The 23384-nt window shown below is 30.9% G+C and carries 20 protein-coding genes and 1 tRNA gene; 6 read left to right on the forward strand and 15 right to left on the reverse strand.

Annotation, left to right across the window (positions count from 1 at the left end; all coding sequences use genetic code 11):
• The first annotated feature begins 42 nt into the window (after positions 1-42).
• The gene (locus Q4528_RS01515) at positions 43-1233 is read left to right on the forward strand and encodes a C47 family peptidase (RefSeq protein WP_046466930.1); all 1191 of its coding nucleotides are present in this window, start codon (positions 43-45) and stop codon (positions 1231-1233) included.
• A gap of 40 nt (positions 1234-1273) precedes the next feature.
• Positions 1274-1597, forward strand: coding sequence for a cysteine protease inhibitor staphostatin B (locus tag Q4528_RS01520; RefSeq protein WP_046466929.1), 324 nt, complete (start codon positions 1274-1276; stop codon positions 1595-1597).
• Positions 1598-1680: 83 nt separating this feature from the next.
• Here Q4528_RS01520 and Q4528_RS01525 read toward each other — a convergent pair whose 3' ends face one another.
• From Q4528_RS01525 to Q4528_RS01580, 12 genes are all read right to left on the reverse strand, one after another.
• Positions 1681-2022 (reverse strand): magnetosome magnetite crystal formation protein family, encoded by a 342-nt coding sequence (locus Q4528_RS01525; RefSeq protein ID WP_046466928.1) that lies wholly within the window; start codon positions 2020-2022, stop codon positions 1681-1683.
• A 122-nt stretch (positions 2023-2144) separates the two neighbouring features.
• Positions 2145-3182: a glycosyltransferase gene (locus tag Q4528_RS01530; RefSeq protein WP_046466927.1), complete on the reverse strand. Its 1038-nt coding sequence runs from the start codon at positions 3180-3182 to the stop codon at positions 2145-2147.
• Positions 3183-3282: 100 nt separating this feature from the next.
• Positions 3283-4494 carry a glycosyltransferase family 4 protein gene (locus Q4528_RS01535; RefSeq protein ID WP_046466926.1) on the reverse strand — a complete coding sequence of 404 codons (1212 nt, stop codon included), beginning with the start codon at positions 4492-4494 and terminating at the stop codon, positions 3283-3285.
• Between the two features lie 48 nt (positions 4495-4542).
• Positions 4543-5862: an MATE family efflux transporter gene (locus Q4528_RS01540; RefSeq protein WP_046466925.1), complete on the reverse strand. Its 1320-nt coding sequence runs from the start codon at positions 5860-5862 to the stop codon at positions 4543-4545.
• Positions 5846-7144 carry an O-antigen ligase family protein gene (locus Q4528_RS01545; RefSeq protein WP_029055891.1) on the reverse strand — a complete coding sequence of 433 codons (1299 nt, stop codon included), beginning with the start codon at positions 7142-7144 and terminating at the stop codon, positions 5846-5848. Before Q4528_RS01545 ends, Q4528_RS01540 begins: the two co-directional genes overlap by 17 nt.
• Complete coding sequence (wecB, locus tag Q4528_RS01550; RefSeq protein ID WP_017637269.1) at positions 7145-8269, reverse strand: non-hydrolyzing UDP-N-acetylglucosamine 2-epimerase; 1125 nt, start codon at positions 8267-8269, stop codon at positions 7145-7147.
• Positions 8270-8271: 2 nt separating this feature from the next.
• Positions 8272-9408, reverse strand: coding sequence for a polysaccharide biosynthesis C-terminal domain-containing protein (locus Q4528_RS01555; protein WP_046466922.1), 1137 nt, complete (start codon positions 9406-9408; stop codon positions 8272-8274).
• Between the two features lie 25 nt (positions 9409-9433).
• Entirely contained in the window at positions 9434-10456 is a 1023-nt protein-coding gene (locus Q4528_RS01560; RefSeq protein WP_046466921.1) for an SDR family NAD(P)-dependent oxidoreductase, read from the reverse strand.
• 161 nt (positions 10457-10617) lie between these two features.
• A complete protein-coding gene (locus tag Q4528_RS01565) occupies positions 10618-11385 on the reverse strand; it encodes a tyrosine-protein phosphatase (protein WP_017637272.1) in 768 nt (255 codons plus the stop codon).
• Positions 11382-12074 (reverse strand): polysaccharide biosynthesis tyrosine autokinase, encoded by a 693-nt coding sequence (locus Q4528_RS01570; RefSeq protein ID WP_017637273.1) that lies wholly within the window; start codon positions 12072-12074, stop codon positions 11382-11384. The genes Q4528_RS01565 and Q4528_RS01570 overlap by 4 nt, the downstream gene beginning before the upstream one ends.
• A gap of 11 nt (positions 12075-12085) precedes the next feature.
• Positions 12086-12757 carry a Wzz/FepE/Etk N-terminal domain-containing protein gene (locus tag Q4528_RS01575; protein ID WP_017637274.1) on the reverse strand — a complete coding sequence of 224 codons (672 nt, stop codon included), beginning with the start codon at positions 12755-12757 and terminating at the stop codon, positions 12086-12088.
• A 306-nt stretch (positions 12758-13063) separates the two neighbouring features.
• Positions 13064-14230 (reverse strand): MFS transporter, encoded by a 1167-nt coding sequence (locus tag Q4528_RS01580; RefSeq protein ID WP_303520289.1) that lies wholly within the window; start codon positions 14228-14230, stop codon positions 13064-13066.
• A 386-nt stretch (positions 14231-14616) separates the two neighbouring features.
• Here Q4528_RS01580 and Q4528_RS01585 point away from each other — a divergent pair, with 386 nt between their 5' ends.
• Positions 14617-14760, forward strand: coding sequence for a hypothetical protein (locus Q4528_RS01585; protein ID WP_017637276.1), 144 nt, complete (start codon positions 14617-14619; stop codon positions 14758-14760).
• Positions 14761-14875: 115 nt separating this feature from the next.
• A tRNA-Ile gene (locus Q4528_RS01590) sits at positions 14876-14965 on the forward strand.
• A gap of 110 nt (positions 14966-15075) precedes the next feature.
• Here Q4528_RS01590 and Q4528_RS01595 read toward each other — a convergent pair.
• The gene (locus Q4528_RS01595; protein ID WP_017637277.1) at positions 15076-15414 is read right to left on the reverse strand and encodes a hypothetical protein; all 339 of its coding nucleotides are present in this window, start codon (positions 15412-15414) and stop codon (positions 15076-15078) included.
• 300 nt (positions 15415-15714) lie between these two features.
• Positions 15715-17901 (reverse strand): YSIRK-targeted triacylglycerol lipase, encoded by a 2187-nt coding sequence (gene lip / locus Q4528_RS01600; protein ID WP_072291844.1) that lies wholly within the window; start codon positions 17899-17901, stop codon positions 15715-15717.
• Between the two features lie 385 nt (positions 17902-18286).
• Here lip and Q4528_RS01605 point away from each other — a divergent pair, with 385 nt between their 5' ends.
• Together Q4528_RS01605 and Q4528_RS01610 are read left to right on the forward strand one after the other, a co-directional pair.
• Positions 18287-20545, forward strand: a complete 2259-nt coding sequence (locus Q4528_RS01605; protein ID WP_072291843.1) for an ATP-binding cassette domain-containing protein — start codon at positions 18287-18289, stop codon at positions 20543-20545.
• A 363-nt stretch (positions 20546-20908) separates the two neighbouring features.
• On the forward strand, positions 20909-22474 hold the full coding sequence (locus Q4528_RS01610) for a YfcC family protein (protein ID WP_017637280.1): 1566 nt from the start codon (positions 20909-20911) through the stop codon (positions 22472-22474).
• A gap of 55 nt (positions 22475-22529) precedes the next feature.
• Here the strand turns inward: Q4528_RS01610 and Q4528_RS01615 are convergent, their stop codons facing one another.
• Positions 22530-23342: an alpha/beta hydrolase gene (locus Q4528_RS01615; protein ID WP_017637281.1), complete on the reverse strand. Its 813-nt coding sequence runs from the start codon at positions 23340-23342 to the stop codon at positions 22530-22532.
• Positions 23343-23384: the final 42 nt, after the last annotated feature.

A 23384-nucleotide genomic window follows, 5' to 3' on the forward strand; every position in this document is an offset into this window, starting at 1 on the left:
TTAAATATAGCTATAAAATATCCATCTAATGGAGGTTTATAAATGCAAACTACATCTAAATACAAATTATTTAAGTTAGTTACTTTTTCTATCATTGTTGCTTTGCTGTTATCACTAAGCGCTATAACTAATATTAAAACAGCTCAAGCTAAACAAGATTCAGATCAACTTGAAATTAATGTAAAGAGTAACAAAGTACCTCAAAAAGTAGAACAATTAGCACAACAACAGTATGTTGGCTATGCACAAGCACTTGATAAACAACACAATAAGCAAAGTGGGAAATATCAATTAGGCGAACCTTTTAATATTTATAAATTTAATGGCGAAGAAGATAATAGTTATTATTATCCTATTTTGAAAGATGGCAAAATTGTATACACACTAACAATAAGTCCAAAAACAAATTCTGACTTAAAAAAATCTAAAGAAGACGCTAATTATAGCGTGAAAATATCTAATTTTATCGCTAATGATTTAGATAAAATTAAAGATAAAAATTCAAAAATCACTATCCTTACTGATGAAAAAGGATTTTACTTTGAAGAAGATGGCAAAATAAAATTAGTTAAATCTACACCACTACCTACTAACACTAAGGAAAAAGAAAGCAGTAAAACTGTTTCTTCAACACTCAAAAAACAATTAAACAATACATCTGAACCGACTAAAATTAAAGAAACTCAATATGCAGAAAATGAAAGTAATAATCAAGTTCAATATGAAAACACCCTAGATCATTTCAAAATTAGAGAACAACAATTTGATAATTCTTGGTGTGCAGGATTCAGTATGGCTGCCCTACTTAACGCTACAAAAAATACAGATAAATACAATGCATATGACATTATGAGAACTTTATATCCTAATGTTAGCGAAGCAGAATTACCACAATATTCTACTAATCCAAATCAAATGATAAGATACGGTAACTCACAAGGTAGAGATATCCAACATCAAAGTGGCATGCCTTCTTATAACCAAGTTGATCAATTAACTAAAGATAATAAAGGCGCTATGATTTTAGCACATAGTGTTGAAAACAGACCAAATGATCCTCATCTCGGTCACGCTCTAGCCGTGGTTGGTAATGCTCAAATTAATAATGAAGATAAAATTATCTATTGGAACCCTTGGGATACTGAATTATCTATTCAAGATGCGGATTCTAACTTATTACATCTATCATTCAACAGAGACTATACATGGGATGACACAATGATAGGTTATTAATTAACATAGTCATTGATATTGATTAGAGGTAGGTGAAAGTATGTATCAACTTCAATTTATTAATTTAGATTACAATCCATCAACACTCACAAAGGAACAGCTTAATTTGATTCAACAATTTTTAGGTAATTGGAAAAACCAATCACTTCAAAAATCAATTAGTATTCGATATGAAAGACATACTCATCTTAATCAATATCAAATTATTCAAATTGATTCTAACCATCAGCGTATCAAAATACTACCTGAAGATAATCAGCAAATAATATATACGTTAGACTATGAAGATGCACAACATATTTTAATACAAACATCGATTCATCATTCTTATGGCACTTCAAGACCAATAAGATATGAAAAATAAATTACATTAAAATCACAATATGAATAACGCCGTTCAAAGAAAGATACATTAAAGTATCCCCTTTGAACGGCGCTTTAATATGATTAATTAATGAGTAGTTGAACTCCTCTTACTATGTTAATGATAAATAGTATGCCTGAACCAATGATTAATATAGTAGCTAAAATAAATAATAGTACCATTAGTGTAGTGTTACTATCGTAAAATGCTGGTGCCATTGCAAAACAAATTAAAGACACGACGATAAATAACCACGATAAAATATGATTGAATAATGCATTTCTAGAATGTGTAGATGCAGGTTTTTCACCCACAATCCAAACAATAAGTGGGAACAGTACGGGTGCAAAAAAGATACTTAAATAGCTTAACGATCCCAGTACATTATTGGTTCTATTATCCAATTCTCTATTGTTATTTTCCATCCGTTGCCACCTCTTTTTTTATTTTATTTCTTTGTATATACTCAATTATTTCCTAGGTTATTTATTTATACCTCTAGTAGCGTTGATTTACACATTATCGTCTATATATCCCATTTAATTAACTATCTAATAATATAACCCTGTTTACCTAATATATCTAAAATACTTTTAGCCTGTATATTCATACCTTTTGTACTGATAATTGGATAATTATAAAAATTTAATACTTGTTGTTCTAAATTTGTATCATTAAATAAAAATTGATGAGGATAATGTTCTAATAATTCTTCAGTAACAGCTTGTTTTAACGCTAGTATTTTAGCACCGTAATGCATACCCTCTATAAGCGGCAAACCAGTACTTTCTACTTCAGAGGTAAACAACAAATGATTACTACGGTAATAAGTCTGCATTTTCAAACAATCAATTGAACCAATAAATCTTACAGGTAGTTTTTCTTTACGACATTGCTTAAACATTCGTTTTATTGAACGTGTTTCATCTCCGTTTAATGTGATTTGTATATAAGAAGGAATTTGAAATTTCTTAATTGCTTGTCCCACTTTTACTACTAAATCAAAACGTTTATAGTTTTCAGTATTAGTCGGATAAAATAAATGGATGGCTTCATCATGTACTTCAGGGTACGAAGTAAATAGTTTTGGCTGACAAACTTGAACTTGGTCGTTATATGGTTCTACTAACTTTTTCATTTCATTAGTCTGAACAATAATACAATCTGCATCACTCACGCTTTTTCTAATCTTTTTCTTTAATATATTCATTTTCAATCGCTTAAGCATACTATCTGATTGTTTGTACGATTCGTTTATGAATGCAAGTGCTTGATGAACATATAAAATCTGCTTTCCACTAAATCCCGAGACACCATAATTTAGTAATGACACAATACAATCTGGTTGTAATTTTTTTATCATGCGCTTTAATGTAACAAATTCAAAATAGATTCTGTGCAAAATTGAATATTTAATAAATGGAAACGTCATGCCTTTAACGTGTTTAGATTCATAGACTCGTCTTTTACTTGTAATAAATAGCCATTCATTATGTTTATCTTTTAATACTTCCTTATTAAAATAATCCGATATGGTTTTTGCTCCTCCATATTCACTTGCATAATCTAATACTAAAATCTTCATCTTTCCATCTTCCTAATCTATCATTAGAGGCTAACATTTAATCTTTCGAAATATTCACCATTAGAATTGATTTCAGTATATTTATAGCTAACCCCTACATTCATTTCTTTAATTGTTTGATCTGTTTCATCATCGCTTCTACATTTTGTTCAATCTTAAATTCACTTTCATAAAATCGGCGGGCATTCGTACCCATTTCTGCTCTCAATGTTTGGTTATCAGTTAATTGACTTACATATGTCAAACATTGGCGATAATCACCATTATTAACCCAATATCCGCATTGCTGTTTGACAATTTCACTGCCAGCATCTGTATTACTATCAGTCATAGCAATCACTGGTTTACCAAACATAAAATAACTTGTTAGTCGTTGAGGGTAATTAGGTATAGTAAAACGTTCGTCTAAAAATATAAATCCTACATTACTTTCTTTTAACAGTTGATGATAGGCGCGTTGAGATAATCTCTGTATAGTAATTACATTGTCAATATGTTTAGTAGCTTGAACAACATCTTCAAATTCAGTGCCATTACCTACAATCACCATTTGAGCATTGGGTATTTTGTTAAATCCTTGTGCAACTGCTTTAATCTTGTCTGGTGATTGTGGTACGCCAATATTCCCACCATAGATAAATGTAACTTTTTTTGCATCTAAACCATATTGACGAAAGATTTTTGCCTTTTTATGACTAAATTTTTGTGAAATATCATATAATCCATTTCTAAAAATATGTATTTTATTTTTCACAATATTAGGATGATGATTTGTAATAAACTTCTCATTAGCTTCTGACATTACACCAATATAGTCTGAAACTTTGTATAGTAATGTTTCTTGCTTTTTAAAATATTGATACATAAAGCTATCTTCTTTTAACATATTTAAATCAACAGCATTTTGTGGAAATATATCCTTTAACAATAAAGCCGTTATTGCATTAAATTGTTGCTTCAAATCTCGAACTAGTGGTCCAATTGTGACAGGTGGGGTTGGGTATAGAATCAACTGAAACCTATCGTTAGGAAAATATTTATAAATGGCACGTTTAAATAATCGACTAATGATTAACATACTAATGCCTCGTTCAATTGCGTTTGTTTGATTAATATTTGTTGGTAATTTCACTCTTAATATCGATACATTATCTTCTTTAATTACATGAGTCTTTTCTACGTGTCGTCTCTCCAAAGGACAGACCACAACAATGTCTTCATAATATTGTTTTAATTCATTAATTAAATCAGGATATAACCCAATGTCTTTAATCGTTGAAATATTGACTACCGTTAAAAATATTGCTTTCATGTCATCACCAAGTTGTTTTTATAAATTTATCATCGAAAGTCTATAACACTATAGTTTCGATTGAGTATATTGAATTGATACTTTATGTATATTTTTTCTGAAAATCAGAGGCAATACTATAGCTGGTATACATATACCGCTATTAATCGCTAATAAGAAATAATAAGGACCTAAATTAAACACTTTGAGTAAAATAAACATTAATCCCAAACTAACAACTACACCGCATAAATAAATGATTGCTTGTGAATAAACAATGTTCATTGCATTTAATAACGTTTGATAAGTAAAAGCAATAATAGATAACATCACTATAGTTGCGGTTAAAAAAATAAATATCCATTCGATTTGATATGATTTGCCTATCCAAAGATTTATGACTAAATTCACCATCCATGTCATGAAAAACATACTTATCAAAATCATGCATATAATGATCATTAATTTTTTATGTATACGTTTAATATCTTGAAACTGTTGCGCTGTTAGTTTAGCTATCATTAAAGTCCATAGTGGGGATAAAATAACCGTTGCCATAGTTAAAAATATCGAAAATAGTTTATACGTTAATTGGAATTCCACGGAATAAAAAGGACTGAAAAAATAGCCAATAAGTAGTGGTCCTGAATTTAATAAAGTTAATGAAGCTACATCTAATAAAAAGAAACCTCCACCAAGTGACAATAACGGTTTAATTAAATCCTTCCTAAATCCACTCATGTCTAATTTGACTATCTTTCTATATTTCCTAAAATAAAATACTGTAAAAATCAAAGATACACTTACATTTATTGAAAAATAAATCACGCATAACGATACAATGCTGTGCAAACCAATCATGTTCATCGCTAATATTAATAAAGTACTAATGAATAAATTTAAAAATTGCATCAAATTAACAATATAAGATTGAAAATGAGCATGATAAATATAAGTTATGGTATTTAAATAAAATACAAATGGAAACATAAAGAATGTGATTAAAAACATTTGATTTACGTCTGATTTTGAATTTTTTATATGAAATAATGTTGTCCAATCCACCCATTGATTAACGATTAACCCTGCATAAAGTAATATAATTAAGGGAACAATCATCGCTACGTATGTCGTGTTGATGACTTCGTTTATACCATGACGATCTTTCTTTTGAATAGCAATTGTTAATAGATTCCTTAAAGAATTAGAAATACCAAAATCCATAATATAAAACCATGTCATTGTAGATAATATAATTAACCAAATGCCATACAATTCATCATTGTTTAAGTATTGATTTGTCACTCGATAGAACAAGAAATTTGCACATAGTGATAATCCTGTAAATAATCCAATTAAAAGAACATTATTTTTATAGCTTTGATTCATGTTGTAATTCCATTCCTTCTTTTAAATAAATGCCCCATAATATATAACAAAAAATGCCAGCATTCGTTGAACTAAACATAATCATTTCTCCCATATTAACGAGTAACGTCGATATAAATAGTACGATAGTTAAACGAAATGGATGCTGTACAATGAACAACATAAACACGAGATAAATCAAATAACAAATTAATCCGAAAATACCTGTAAATATAATTAATGCAAAGAAAATATTCCCCGCTTCAAAGGTAAAGTTAAGTAAATCCAAACTTGTATTATTCACTGGTATACCAAATCCTCCACCAAATAAAGGGTACTTATCTAGTGCGTCCATTAAATATTCAATTTGTATATATCGAGAATATAATGCTTGGTCACTTCGCTGTCCTTTAACTAAAAAGGCTTTAATGCGTTCCTGAATAAAAGGATTCATAAAAATGATTACTACAGTCATAACTACACTACCGAAAATCAACCATTTATAACGCTTATGCATATTCATCAATAAGAAATACAAGCAGACACAAACAACAAATGATAATACACCTGTACGTGAATTAGTTTTCACTAGTTCATAAGTGCCAATTGCAACTATAATAAGTTGGCATATAATAAATTGTCTTTGATAATTGATTGATACAAGTATAAGTGTCAAACCCATTACCATAATGATTGCAAATAAATTTGGATGATTCAGTATACCTTGAAACGAATAACCATTAAGCAATTTCCCTATTGGTTGATTAATATAAAATGACGAACTTATAATCAACAACTCGATGTATACGGCTAACCAAAATATCAATTTTTTAAAGTCTTTGATCTGTGAAATTAATAATACAATGATCATTAACGGTAAAAAATAATTGATTAATTTAAGAATTGCAACCAATGGAAAGGCTGATGTCAACAAACTCGTAATCGCATATATTGTCATTAATAAGCACGAACCAAACACAAATAATGACATTACTTTACTTGTCGCCCATTGTCTTGAAGATTGATATAAGAAATAGCTACCACAAATGAAAATCAAGACATATTTCATTATATTAATGAATAATTGACTACCTTCAAAATCAATACCAGGCGAAATAAAATAACGCATCATATAAAGAAATATAAGTTTAACGACACCTATCTCACCTTGTTTAATGAGCAGCAAAGAACAACACATTGTAATCAATAATAAAGTTTGATTCTGTATGCTTAAGATAAATAAAATAATCGTTAATAAACACTCAATCCAAAACGAAATATTGATTTTAATACTTTTCTGCATTTACTTTCTCCACACCGTATCATTAATGATATCTTTATAACTTTGTATAATTTTCACTACCTTTTGAGAAACATGTATATCTTTATAGTCATTTGCCTCAATGATTGGAGATGCATTATCTTGCATCTTTTTAACCAGCGCAACCGACTGTATGATATTGTCAAAATGGATGCCGCCTAATACAATCGTTCCTTTATCTACTACTTCCGGTCGCTCTGTAGAATTTCTTAGTAATACTGCTGGAAATTTAAGTATTGCAGATTCTTCAGATAAGGTACCACTATCTGATAACACAACATATGCATTTTTCTGTAAGGCATTATAGTCTATAAAACCAAATGGTCGTAAACGCCGTACTAAAGGATGGAAGTTCACTTGTTGTTCATCAATCATTTTCCAAGTTCTAGGATGTGTAGAATAAATAATAGGCAATTGATAGTGTTCAGCGATTTGATTAATCGCATCCATTAATGATTGAAAGTGGTCTTTGTGGTTAATATTTTCTTCTCTATGTGCAGAAACAACGATATATTGTTGTGTTTTTAAATTGAGTCGTTCTAACACATCACTCGCTTCTATTTTAGACAACTGCTCATGTAACACTTCTTTCATTGGTGAACCTGTAACAAAAATATGTTCTCGTTTAATCCCTTCATCTAATAAATAACGACGACTATGTTCTGTATAAGGTAAATTAATATCACTAATATGATCTACTATTTTACGGTTAATTTCTTCTGGAACATTTTGATCAAAACAACGATTGCCCGCTTCCATATGAAAAATAGGAATTTTCAATCGTTTGGCAGCAATAGCTGATAAACAACTATTTGTGTCACCAAGTATTAGCAATGCATCTGGTTTCTCTTTCTTTAATACGTCATAGGCCTTTTCTATAATATTTCCCATAGTTTGACCCAAATTATCACCAACTGAATCTAAATAATAATCTGGTTCTCTTAACGATAAATCTTCGAAAAACACTTGGTTTAAGGTATAGTCGTAGTTTTGTCCTGTATGCACTAATATGTGATTAAAGTAAGTATCACATGCTTTAATTGTTGCTGATAATCTTATAATTTCAGGTCTCGTACCTATAATCGTCATTAATTTCAACTTTTCCATATTTATACCTCCAAGAAATATGTATCTGGATGTTCAGCATCGAAGATCTCGTTAGCCCACATCAAAGTGACCATATCTTCTTCACCTAAATTTTCAATATTGTGTGTATAACCTACAGGTATATCTATGATTTCCAATTTATCCGAAGACACTACATATTCAATAATTTGTTTGCTATCAGGTAATCGAAAGCGAATGATACCTTTCCCAGCTACGACTAAAAATTTTTCATTTTTAGTATGATGCCAATGATTTCCTTTAACTATACCTGGCTTAGAAACATTAACAGAAATTTGTCCTCGATCTGACGTTTTAAATATTTCTGTAAATGAACCTCTGTCATCTTTATGCATATGCAATGGATAGCCGAATGCATTATCAGGTAAATAACTTAAATATGTGCTGTATAACGCCTTTTCAAAAGGATCTTCTAAATAAGGAAGCGACAATGTTTCTCTCATTTTTTTGAAACGTCGTAATAACTGTTCAATTTGACCTAACGTTTTACGATGTACATTGGGTACAATTGCAAATTCTGCTTGCTTCGTTGGATGGCCATTAATCGCTCTTATTAATTCACGAATAACATCATCAATATAATTCAATTTAAGTTCTTTAGTTGAATCAGTGACATGGATAGGTTTATTTCGAGCAATGTTATAACAAAATGTCGCAACCACTGAGTTATAATTAGGCTTACACCACTTACCAAATAAATTTGGCAACCTGTATATAATAACTTCATTTCCATGGACTTGTTTAAATTGTTGTAGTAACAATTCTGCTTGTAATTTACTTCTTCCATAATGATTATCTAATTCTGCTTGTATTGACGATGTAAATATAATCGATGGTCTTTTTTTATTTTTACTAACGATTTGTAACCAGTCTGAAAGTTGATTCACATTACATTTATTAAATATATCTTGTCTCTGTGTATCACTTATATCTTTTGTGGAATTAAAGCGATTCAAAGCAGCTAAATGAACGATAATATCAGCATTTAATAGATATTGTTCTACTAATTTGGAGTTAGTTTCACGAGATATTTCATAGACTTGATATTGACTATAATTTCTCAATTCAATACAAAGGTTTCGTCCTATAAATCCTTTCGCACCAGTTACTACAATATTCATTCTTAATGTTCCTTCCCTGCAGTTGTTATTGAGTCTGATATACTTTTAATTCATTTCTTACATACTCTAAAGTTAATAATTTTTCTTTAATTTCTGCTACATTTAGTCTTTGTGTATTATTAGAATTATATTCATAAATTGTTTTGTCATGATGTTGTCCTTCATCAAAGTACTTATCATAATTTAGGTTACGTGCGTCTACAGGTATTCTGAAATATTCTCCTAAATCCTCGCAGCGTGCATATTCTTCTTTAGTTAACAAAGTTTCTGCCTCTTTTTCTCCATGCCTTGTACCTATAATTTGGATATCATTATTTGCCTCAAACAATTCTAATAAAGCTTGTGCTAAGTCTTGAATTGTACAACTAGGTGATTTTTGAACCATAATATCCCCATTTTCAGCATGTTTAAAAGCATAAATAACAAGTTCAACAGCTTCGTCCAAGCTCATTAAAAATCGAGTCATTAAGGGATTTGTAATTGGTAACGGCTCTCCTGCTTTAATTTTTTCAATGAATAAAGGAATAACTGAGCCACGTGAAGCCATGACGTTACCATATCTTGTTCCACATATAACAGTTGCTAACGGGTCGACCTTTCTCGATTGAGCGACAAATGTTTTCTCCATTAATGCTTTAGACATGCCCATAGCATTAATCGGATACGCTGCCTTATCTGTAGATAAACAAATAACCTTTTTTATTTTGTGATTGATAGCACTTTGTAACATATTAGCAGTACCTAAAATGTTTGTTTTCACCGCTTCTAATGGAAAGAATTCACATGAAGGAACTTGCTTTAATGCTGCTGCATGAAAGACAAAATCAACACCATTCATAGCTAATTCAATACTGGATAAATCACGTACATCTCCAATATAGAATTTTAATTTTTCACTTTTGTATTGTTTTCTTAAATCATCTTGTTTCTTTTCATCTCTTGAAAATATTCTAATTTCTTTAATACCGGTGTTAAGCAACCTTTGAAGAACAGCGTTTCCAAAAGATCCAGTACCACCCGTGATTAGTATCACTTTATCTTTAAACATAATAAAAAATCTCCTATTTATAAGAATATTCTGACTAATAATCTTAAAATGACTTCCACCATTATCCATTCACAGATCCATAGATTCATTTGACTACGAAATAATAACATTTAGTATTTTGAATGTTATTATTCAGAGGTGATACACAACCATTTCTTTTATTAAAACCATTTTAAAAATCGTTTAATTGTTTCCGGTTTACATGGTCTATCTGAATATATCACTTCGTTATTTACAATTGCTTTAGCATTTTGAATCATTTCTTCTATTTCATTACGATATGATGATAGCTTTCGCTCATTAAATAATCCATTTAATGCGAAGGGGCGTTGTTCTATAGAATGTGCATCCGAAGCAATAAAGTGAGCTAGATGACAGTCAATTAAACGTATAGATAACCTTTGAATATTTTTACCAAATTGACCTAATAACGAATCTGCTGTCAATTGACTCAACGCACCATTGCAAATTAACTCGTATAAGATACATGGATTTTTAGCAATCATTTTATTCCTTTCAGGATGAGCTATGATAGGTATGTAACCTCTGGTTTGTAATTCAAAAAATAAACGTTTGGTAAAATGAGGAACTTCTCCAAAAGGAAATTCAATTAATAAATATCGAGATCTATTTAATCCTTGAATACTACCCTCTTCAATACCCTGTATAATTTCATCAGTTATTCTTATTTCCTGACCTGGATAAAACTCAATCCCTAATGATTTAATTTCAGGTAATTGTTTTAATTCCGCTAATTTAAGTGACGTTTGTTGAAAGCTATTTTGATATTTAGGATGTAAATGATGTGGCGTAGCGATGATGCAAGTAATTCCTTCTTGTTTTGCTTGTTTAAGCAATTGGATCATTGCTTCTTTTGATTGTGGGCCATCATCCATATTAACCAATATATGGTTATGAATATCAATCATGATTTGTCATCTCCGTAGTAAGCATAATATTTAGAGTTCTTCTCTTGAGGTGCTTTATTTAATACGATACCAATAATTTTTGAACCACTTTTTTCAAGTAATTGTTTACCTTTCTTAACTTCTTCTTTATTATTTGATTCAACGTTAACGACATATACTGCATGTTGCGTATAGTTAGAAAATAATTGTGCATCTGTGACTACATTTACGGGTGGCGTATCAATAATGACAAAATTATATTTTTCCGAAATATGATCAAACATATTTTTAAACGATCTTGAGGTAATGAGTTCTGAAGGATTTGGCGGAATAGGTCCTGACGTAAGTACATCCAATCCTTCAATGTGAGTAGATTGAATCGCACTTTCATAATCTGACCATTTAAGTAATAAACTAGACAATCCTTCATTATTAGGCAACTTAAAAAGATAGTGCTGTGTCGGTTTACGCATATCACCGTCAATAAGTATCGTTTTATAACCAGCTTGGGCAAATGAAATTGCAAGATTAGCAGATGTGGTTGATTTACCAGACCCTGGTCCATCTGACGTAACGACAACACTCTTAATAGGATCATCTGCACTTGCAAATAAAATATTTGAGCGAATACCTCTAAATTTTTCACTAATAGGAGATTTCGGTTGTTCATTAACAATTAATTTGGGATATTTTCTTCTTACATTTGACATTGTACTTCCTCTTATACTTTAAATTTTTGTATGACACCTAAAACTGGTAACTGCAATTCATCTAAAACATCTTGTTCAGTTTTAATGCGTCTATCTAAAATATGTTTTAAATAAATGATAAGCAATGTTAAACCTAAAGCCGCAAGACCAGTAAGAAGCATATTATTAGTTATATTCGGTGCTACTTTATTCTCAGTATCGCTCGCTTTAGATAATACAGATACATTATCTACATCCATAATATCGGGCACTTCTTTAGCAAAAACTTTTGCAACTTTATTTGCTATCTTCGCCGATACCTTGGCATTTTCTGTCACTATAGAAACATTAATAATTTGAGAATTCGATTGATTCGTCACTTTTACAAATGAACTTAATTCCTTAACATCGTATTTATAGTCTAGTTCTTTTGAAACTCTCTCAAGTATCCTTGGACTTTTAATTATTTCTGCATATGTATTAACTGACTGCAAACTATTTTGCACATTATTTGGGTTTACGACATTGTTCTCAATTTGTTTCTGATTAACTAAGATCTGTGTCGAAGCCGCGTATTTCGGGGTTACGAATAATGATGTAAAAATTGCACTTAAAATCATAAAGATAACAGGGATGGTGATAAGTTTTTTAATATTTTTACGTAATACTTTGAAAATGCGACTTAAGTCTACCTTTCCTTCCATCATAGGCCTCCTCAATTAGACGTACTATCATTGCTGTGTTGAAGCGCTATTTCGACTATTTGTTCTATTTATAAAATTGTGCCAACGCCCACTATTATAAAATGAATTTTATAATAAATATATCTAATTTTATTATATCATGTTTTTGAGCGATATATATTCAAAAAATGTATTATTAGGTCTCTTTTTTTCGAATAATTCGTATCATTTTCTCTAAGCCATAAAATATGTGAATCAATTTATACTCAGTTCTATCTTATATAAATAAAACACCTACTCGATACAACTTCGAGTAGGTGATCTCACTTAATTATGAAATTGTATATGTTTTTTCTCATAAAAATGGTTCACTGTATTGAGTAAAATACCTAAAATAATGATGCTTCCTGAAATAAACGTAATCGTCAAATAAGGTAAACCTATAGATAGTAAAATTGATCCTAATATAGCTCCAATAAAATTAGCAACGTTAAATATAGATGCAGCTAATGTACTTGCAAGTAATGGTGCTTCTTGAGCACTTAAAATAATTTTACTATTAAGCAATGGTGTTGTTCCAAATGTACCAAAACCAAATAAAAAGCAGATTAAAAATGCTAATATCGCATAATGCACGAATGTTACAAATAAAATGATTGTGATAAATAGCAATAAGAAAGTATAGAATAAATATTTAGTTAATGCATGTTCTGGTACACTTCCTGTGACTAAATTGCCTATTACCCCACCGAGACCAAATAAAAATAAACATATTGTTAAGCCGACGATTTTGAATGGTGCAAACTCATGTATCATTGGTTCCATAAATGTATATGTTGTAAATACACCTGAGTAACCAAAGACAATGATTGCTATAATGATTAAGATGTGAGGATTTTTGAATACTGTTAATTCTTTAGAAATATTTACTTCTGAACTTAATGATACATGTGGCGTGAATTTCATCATGCCTAGCATTGTTATGACAGCTAACATAATCATAATGCCAAAAACAACTCTCCAATTTGCTAATCCACCTAAAAATGATCCAAATGGTACGCCTATCATTACTGCTATAGTCAATCCAGCTTGCACTAAGGCAATGGCTTGTGGTTTTTTAGCAGGTGGTGCAACTGCTGCTACACTCATACAAACACCAAAGAAAGGTGCATGCATTGCCGCAGACAATACTCTAGATAATAATAATACATAAAAATTAGGTGCTAACATTCCTATTACATTACTAATAACAAATATCGCTACGAGAAGAGGTAATAGTCGATGTGCATGTACTTTCATAGTAGAAATTCGCATGAAAGGACCTATTACTGCAACACTAATGGCATAAACACTTACTAATAAGCCTGCACTTGAAATAGATACACGCATATCATTGGATATTTGAGTTAATAATCCTGTTACGACATACTCAGCCATTCCTACAGTAAATGTACCTAACATAAATATGAAAAACATCATTTTATTTTCTCTCATCACTGCTTCCCCCTTTAATCGTTTCGTTAAAAAATCAACATGCGTGATATATTACAAAAAAATTGGAGGTACGTGAAGAAGGAAATTGATATTTTTTTAAATACTCCAAGCGAGTTCTCATAAGCTTTCATTTTATTTTCATTATATTAAAATTAAGACAATTTTTAATTAAGCATTCTAAAGCATCATCTTTAAAAAATCATAATTCTTCTCTCTGAATTACTTTGCATTATAATGTATATTTTTTAAAATTGACGATTATGTGACACTAAGTAATTTTTACTACATACTAAATAAGCAGGATTATTCATTTAATATACAGTAATATGTATAAACGTTATAATATAAGAAAATATATTAGGAATTATTGTATAGGAGGTATAACATTGGGAAACCAACGTAAAGATCAAGATGAAAAAGTAATTGATCAAGAAGATAAGAAGTATAAGCAATCGTTTTGGGCAGATGTATTGAGCTTTATCCCCGAAATAATGAGTGGTATTGCCCGTGTTATTCGTTCTTTATTTTAAAAAAATTGGAGTTGATACCTTGAAATTTACTTATTTTTTACAAAAACTTAATTTTTTCACCATTTGTCTTTACAAATCGTTTAAATTATTATATACTAGTTTCTGTTATTGATTTGGAGGGATACTCAAGTCTGGCTTAAGAGGCCAATCATTTATGATTGGTAGGAGCTTTTAGCTCGCGTTGGTTCAAATCCTTCTCCCTCCGCTACTTATATTAAAGCAAGTTCTTCATTGAAGAACTTGCTTTTTTTATTACCTAATTAATTAACGAGGAGTATCGAATAAATCGATACTCCTTATTTGGTATATTTAAATTTATTTATGAGGATGGAATGTTTTTTGTGGTGTATAAATTGTAACACCATATTTATCTGCAATTCTTTGTGTTTCTTTATTAATTAATTGATTATATTCTTTTACTGAAACTTCACTCGCTTTAGGTAATCTACTTTCTAATTCTTGATATTGTTTTTCAGTCATACCTTTAGGAGCAATACCACCATATGGGCGTTCACCTTGTTTTGTTTGTTGTGTATGTTCTACTTTGTTAGTATCTTGCTTTTGAACTGAGCTTGCATCCGCCACACTAGATACTCCTGCCATAGCAATTGTTCCAGCCAATACAGATCCTGCTAACATTGTCATCTTTTTCATTGTTAAAATCTCCTTCCAAAGTGAATAATTAACTACATACTCATCATAACAATTTTTTAATTTTAAATCATTTATTTTTATAATTTTTACATAAATTTAACTTTTATATTTTACTATAGTCACTATTAATTTTTAAATATAAAAGAGCACCTAACAAATATATTAAATTTTGTTAGGCGCATTTTTAAACTTTTTTATTTAAATAATTCTTTTAACACTTTGAATAATGAACCGATTAATTGGAAGAAGTCTCCAGACATATCGCATTCTCCTTTCTTTATTTTCTATATAATTACTTATTTAAGCATGTGCCTTTTCCTCTGATGTTAGTTTTTCACTTTCTACTAAATCAGCTGCTAAGCCATGCCAGAATTGTTGTAATTCTTCTCTAGTTCTCACTGTATCAGAGCTATCTTGTCCGACAAAGTCAACGTGGTCCCAATCGTGTCTTGTTGGTGTTACTTGCCAAATGCCCTTTTGATTTTTATCTGTAGCATTTGTATATTTTTGATTAAATGGGTGTTGTGAAGAAATAACTGATACAAGGCCATCATTTTCACGCCATTCTTTTTCAGTTGCTTTACCAATTACGTTACCAGTTAAAGTAAACGGCAAGAACATATTTAAATCTGCTTTTTGTCTACCAAATAATCCTTTATGCGTTGCTTCACCTGTATATGTTTTATAGACAATGTTTGGATTTAATGATGTTTTACGGTTTAAATCTGTAGCACCATCTCTAGTTAAATCGTATAACCCGCTATCTTGTGATTTCCATAATTTAGAATTTTTAACACGTTTAACATAGTCAATGTATGATTCGTTAGGCTTTTGTTTTAAGCCCCATTGAGATAATCCGAAATCCACTCTTGAGTCTTTATTACCAAATGCTTTACCTATATCATAAACCACTTGTCTTACAACCGCTTCATTTCCGATTAAATCAGATGCATGTGTACCATTATGTGGCGTTCCTAACGTTGTAATTGAAGATACCATGTTATCATTATTACCTTTATACAATGGAGAGATGTTACCGCCATGTTTCTTCTGATAATCAATTTCTTCTTGATTACCATTTCTTAGTAGTTCTTCAAGTTGACGAATCGTTTGACCACCCATACTATGTCCAACTAAATGAACTTTTTGACCATGTTGCCAATCTTTATAAACACCTTCGTACGTTTTACCATAGCGGTCATGACCATATTTCGCAGCGTGAGCAGCACCGTAGTCTACACGACCACCTTTAATATAATAGTAAAGTTCTACTGCTCTATCATAGTTACTACCAAAAGCACTGATACTTGCTTCGTACGATTTATAACCATTTTCTTCTAAGTCTTGGCGAATATTCATTTTGTCGCCACCCCAATAGTGTGAAAGTACTGCTGGGTTAATATCATCTGTAAAACCATTGAATCCATGTACTAGAATAATTGGATCATGGTTTTTATATTGATCCTGTTTAGCCTTCTTGTTTGTTTGATCTTTATTAGCAACCGTGGCATTATTTTTAGATTTATTGTTTAAGGTTGCTACTGAATTTGATTTTAAAGCTTTCAAACCATCTTTTTCTTCTTTATCTTTTTTACTTGGATTATCTTTTGATAGTGTAGTAGTACCATTTTCTAATTCATCTAAAGAAATAGCTTGTTTCTTTTGTTTTGTTGATTTAGAGGCATCTGTTTGATTTAATCCTTTATTATCTTTCGAAGCAGTTTGTTGAGCAGTTACTTTATTTTGTGGCTGTGTTGTTTTACCTACTCTACTGAATTCTGGATCCACTTGCTTCTCTTTATCTGCTTTGTTGTATTCCGGATCCACTTCTTTATCTTTGTCTGCTTTGTTGTATTCCGGATCTACTTGCTTCTCTTTATCTGCTTTGTTGTATTCCGGATCTACTTCTTTATCTTTGTCCGCCTTGTTGTATTCCGGATCTACTTGCTTCTCTTTGTCCGCCTTGTTGTATTCCGGATCTATTTGCTTCTCTTTGTCTGCTTTGTTATATTCCGGATCTACTTCTTTTTCTTTGTCTGCTTTGTTGTATTCCGGATCCACTTGCTTCTCTTTGTCTGCTTTGTTGTATTCCGAATCTACTTCTTTTTCTTTGTCTGCTTTGTTATATTCTGGGTCGACTTCTTTGTCTACGCTTTGTTCATTTGTATTATTATTTTTTAACTCAACAGATGATTCATTATGTAAATTTGATTTTACTTCTTCATTTTTATTATTATTCTGTACTTCAACATTATCATTATTATTTTTTGATTCACTAGATTGATTTAATTGTTCATCTTTAACATCATTCCCATGTTGTTCCCCAATAGATTGTGCTTGTTTAGCTTCAGAATCTAGATTTCCCTGATCTTGATTTTCAGCTGCTTGTGCAGAACCGCCACCGATAAATAATAAGGCTGCAATTAAAATCGATGATGTTCCTACGCTAAATTTACGAATACTATATTTATTTTCTCTATTTTTCATATTCAGCACCTCTATTTTATTTTTAATTTTCAAATCAATTCTATGTTACTAGATAAATAAATTAATGATTGCACGTGGTAAAAATTCAAATAGTTTAGTAAACCAAGCTTTCATAATGACCATCCTTTCTCATTTAATAGTAAGCGCTTTCAAAAGTATTAAAATAAAAAATACTTTTTACATTAAAACCAACACTTACTTTAACTGGTTATTTATTAAAATGTTACGAATTTTTGTACAAAAAGTCAATCATCAATTCCAATTTTATATAATTTTTATTTTTTAACTAGATATACTTTATATATTAATAGTTAATCTTAAAATACAAACATTAAACGAGTTGGATAACAATTTTAGGGTAAAGTCGACTAAGAGGTGAAGGCATATGTCAGATATTAAAGTCATTGGCGCCAAACAAAATAATTTAAAGAATATTGATGTTACTATTCCTAAACATCAACTTACAGTTTTTACAGGGAGGTCTGGCTCCGGTAAGTCTTCTTTAGTATTTAATACACTAGCAGCTGAATCTGAGCGTTTACTCAATGAGACCTATTCAAGTTATATACAACATCAATTGAGTCAATTTTCAAAACCTGATGTTGATCAAATTCAAAACTTACCTGTTTCAATGATTATTAATCAAAAACGATTAGGAGGAAATTCTCGTTCCACAGTTGGGACGATTTCTGATATTTATGCATCAGTACGTTTATTATGGTCACGTATAGGAGAACCATTTGTAGGTTATTCTGATGTCTTTTCCTTTAACAATACAAAAGGTATGTGCGAAACTTGTTCAGGATTAGGTTATGTAGAGGATATTGATTTAAATGAATTAATTGATTTTGATAAGTCTTTAAATGAAGATGCTATCAATTTTCCATCTTTCCGACCTGATAGTTGGAGAGGGAAACGTTATTTATATACTGGATTGTTTGATAACGATAAAAAGTTAAAAGATTATACTAAGGAAGAATTAGATACATTTTTATATACTGAACCAACAAAACTTAAAAATCCTCCTTCTAATTGGCCCAGAACCGCAAAATTTGAAGGTTTAATTCATAGGTTCAGACGCTCATTTTTACTAAATGATAATTTTGAGAAAAAGAGATTTGCTAAAGATATAGAACGTGTTGTTCATAAACATGCATGCCCAGATTGTCATGGTAAACGTCTCAATGATAAAGTACTAAGTTGTAAAATTAATGGTATGAATATTGCTGATTTTACTGATTTACAAATTGATGATGCGTTAGACTTTTTACATAAGATTCATTCTACTAAAGCACAAGTAATTATCGAACCGTTAAAAAAACAGCTTGAATCACTTAGTTATGTAGGTCTCAATTATCTAACTTTATCTCGTGAAACCACGTCATTATCTGGTGGTGAATCGCAACGTATCAAACTTATTCGTCATCTCAACAGTCCATTGAGCGATTTAGTTTATATTATTGATGAACCAAGTGTTGGACTGCATCCTGAAGATATTCAACGAATTAATGATTTAATTCAATCTTTAAAAGACAAAGGAAATACAGTACTCGTCGTAGAACATGACCCTGATGTCATTAAAACTGCCGACCATGTTATCGATATTGGGCCATTAGCCGGTAAAGATGGCGGACAAATTACTTTTGAAGGTAGTTACCAAGACTTACTTAAATCTAGTACGAGTACTGGACAAGCGTTGCATCGCTCTCATAATCTAAAAGAAAATATAAGAGTATCATCTGATATGTTAGATATTAAGGATATTTCTAAAAATAATTTACAACATATTACGACTCAATTACCTAAATATGCGATGACTGTTGTTACAGGCGTAGCTGGTTCTGGTAAAAGTTCTTTAATTACAACAGCATTTGAAAAAGATGAGCAAGCTATATTTATCGATCAGAAGCCTGCTCATGCTTCAAACCGTTCGAATCTACTAACTTATTTAAATATCTTTGATGATGTAAGAGCGTTCTTTAGTGAGCAAACTGGCTTAAAGAAAAGTATGTTTAGTTATAATTCAGAAGGTGCATGCCCAGAGTGTCATGGTAAAGGAGTTATTAAAACTGAATTAGCATTTATGCCCGATTTTTCTCAAACATGTGAAATGTGCGGTGGTACAAGATATCGTCCTGAAGTGCTTGAAGCTAAAGTAAATGGCTATTCTATTGCAGATATTTTATCTTTAACAGTTCAAGAAGCTATTGAGAAATTTAAAGATGACAATCATATTGTGCAACCTTTACAAGCCCTAGCCAACACTGGATTGTATTATATGACACTTGGACAGTCCCTTGATACATTGTCTGGTGGTGAAATTCAACGTGTTAAATTAAGTAAATATTTAACAGAAACTGTACATGATGCGATATTTATTTTTGATGAGCCCACTACTGGACTTCATGAAGATGACCTGCCCATTTTAATTGAATGCTTTAACCATTTAATTGAAGAAGGTAATACCGTTATTTTAATTGAACATAATTTAACAATGATGACTCAAGCGGATTGGTTTATAGATATTGGCCCTTATGCTGGCGATAAGGGCGGACAATTACTATATAGTGGTGAGCCAAAAGGATTACTAGATATAGAACAATCCGTAACTGCCAAACATTTGAAAAGATATATTCAATCCTAGTTAGGATATCAATATAACAACCAGTACAATAGTGACATTTACACCCTTGTATTAGGTTGTTATTGTTTTTAATAAGTAATTAGTATACAAACTTCAAACTTACTTATCTTTAAAAAAAGACTTTGTCAGTCATATTAATAATATATTCTTATTCATAATTTCTTATAGTCTCTTACTTTTATACTAAGTTAAAGTCTTATCCTCTATTTTTTACAAATTTTTAAATTTATAAATATTTGCTCATAAATGTTAAATTTTCCTCACTGTTTATCTCTATCCATGTTATGCTTAAATTGTTTGGAATTAAATGCATATTTATTTATAATAATTCATCAATATAGAATTTGGGTAGGAGGAGATTTTATGAAAGCAGAACAAATAAAAAAAGAAAAGCATACATCTTCACCTAAGAGAAAGTTCAAGTTGAAAATGCCTGGTGCCTTTGCAATTTTATTCATTTTAACCATTTTAGCTGTATTAGCAACTTGGATGATTCCAGCAGGTTCGTATTCAAAATTATCTTATGAAGATCACTCATTAAAGGTCGAAAATCCTCAAGGTAAAGTTGAAACACATAAAGCAACACAACAGGAATTAGACAAAATGGGTGTCAAAATTGATATTAATCAGTTCACTTCAGGTGCGATTAATAAGCCTGTTTCTATTCCAAATACTTATGAACGTTTAGATCAACATCCTGCTAAATTAACTGACATTACAAGTAGCATGGTTAACGGAACAATTGAAGCTGCTGATATTATGGTCTTTATACTTATACTAGGTGGTTTAATTGGTGTTGTTCAAGCGAGTGGTGCTTTTGAATCCGGACTTCTCGCGTTGACTCAAAAGACAAAAGGGAGAGAATTTCTTTTAATCTTCTTTGTTTCTATATTAATGGTACTTGGTGGAACACTATGTGGTATAGAAGAAGAAGCTGTAGCCTTCTACCCTATTCTTGTCCCTATCTTTATCGCTATGGGATATGATTCTATTGTTTGTGTAGGAGCTATCTTTTTGGCGAGTTCTATGGGATCAACATTCTCAACAATCAATCCATTTTCAGTGGTTATCGCTTCTAATGCAGCTGGTACAACTTTTGCTGAAGGATTGTACTGGCGTGTTGCCGGTTGTATTATCGGAGCCATGTTTGTTATAGGTTACCTCTATTGGTACTGTAAAAAGATTAAAAAGAACCCTGAAGCCTCATATAGTTATGAAGATAAAGATACATTTAATCAACAATGGTCTGTCATGGAGCATGATAATCAGCAACAAACATTTACTACACGTAAGAAATTAATTTTATTACTATTTGTTATACCCTTCCCTGTGATGGTTTGGGGCGTCATGTCTCAAGGTTGGTGGTTCCCAACTATGGCTTCAGCATTTCTAATATTTACCATTATTATTATGTTCTTAGCTGCGACAGGTCCAAAAGGATTGGGAGAACAAGGTGTTGTAGATGAATTTGTTAAAGGGGCATCAAGTTTAGTAGGTGTCTCACTTATTATAGGGTTAGCACGTGGTATCAATTTAGTATTAAATAACGGAAGAATATCAGATACGATTTTACATTTTTCTTCATCACTTGTTGAAAATATTCAAGGTCCATTATTTGTTATCGCATTACTATTTATCTTTTTCTTCCTAGGATTTATTATTCCATCATCATCTGGACTAGCTGTATTAGCGATGCCTATTTTTGCACCATTAGCCGATACGGTGGGTATTCCTAGATATACGATTGTTACGGCGTATCAATTTGGTCAATATGCAATGTTATTCTTAGCCCCAACCGGTTTAGTCATGGCTACATTACAAATGCTTAACATGCGTTATTCTCATTGGTTCCGTTTCGTTTGGCCAGTGGTTGTCTTTGTACTTGTATTCGGTGGTGGCATGTTAGTAACTCAAGTTTTATTACATTAACTATATTTTATGAAAAGGGATAATACATCGCCATTGATGTATTATCCCTTTAACTCTATTTATTAATTTCACGTGTTAACCACTCAACAATTTCCCGGAAAATATTTTTATTATATGATGACTCATTAAATATTTCATGTTGAAGGCCGTCATAAATGTGTATTGATTTATGTTTAGAACCAATTTCATTATACAATTCTAGTGAATCTTGATAACTTACTAATCCATCATCTTTGCCATGCAAGATCAATATCGGTTCAGTAAAATATGCTGCATTTTCTTTCAATATCTTAACACCATCTAATAACGTATAAATTAAACCCATTGATATATCTTCAGCAATTAAATCATCCGTCTCATATATTTGAACTACTTCTTCATCAGAACATAAGCCTTCTCCTAATTCATTAGGTATATACATATCATAAGGGTGATTACTATCAAGGTCTCCAAACAAATTTAAATGATTCCTCGTTAACGCTCCAGAAGTAATAATACCATCAACAAGCCCAGGATGCTTCGTTCCATATAGAGTAACTGCATAACCACCCATACTATGACCAATCAAATAAATGTTACCTGGACAATTTTCCATCACACATTGTACGGTTGCATCCAAATCTTCAATAATTTCATTTTCATTATTATAATATACAGGTTTTCCTTCTGAACGACCATGCCCTCGTTGATCATAACGAATAACATTAAATTGATTATCGTTCAAAAAAGCCGCCAACTCATCATATCTATCAAGATACTCTGCTAAACCATGTACTATAATGACATTAGCTTTTGAGTTATTAACCGTGTTAATTTTACCGTACAAATTTGTACCATCTGCTGATTGTATATATTTTATAAAATTCATGGTCATCGACCCCTTTATATTATTAATACCCCTTTTTCGAAC

The organism is Staphylococcus pasteuri, from assembly GCF_030547725.1.
GTDB classification, from domain to species: Bacteria; Bacillota; Bacilli; order Staphylococcales; family Staphylococcaceae; genus Staphylococcus; species Staphylococcus pasteuri.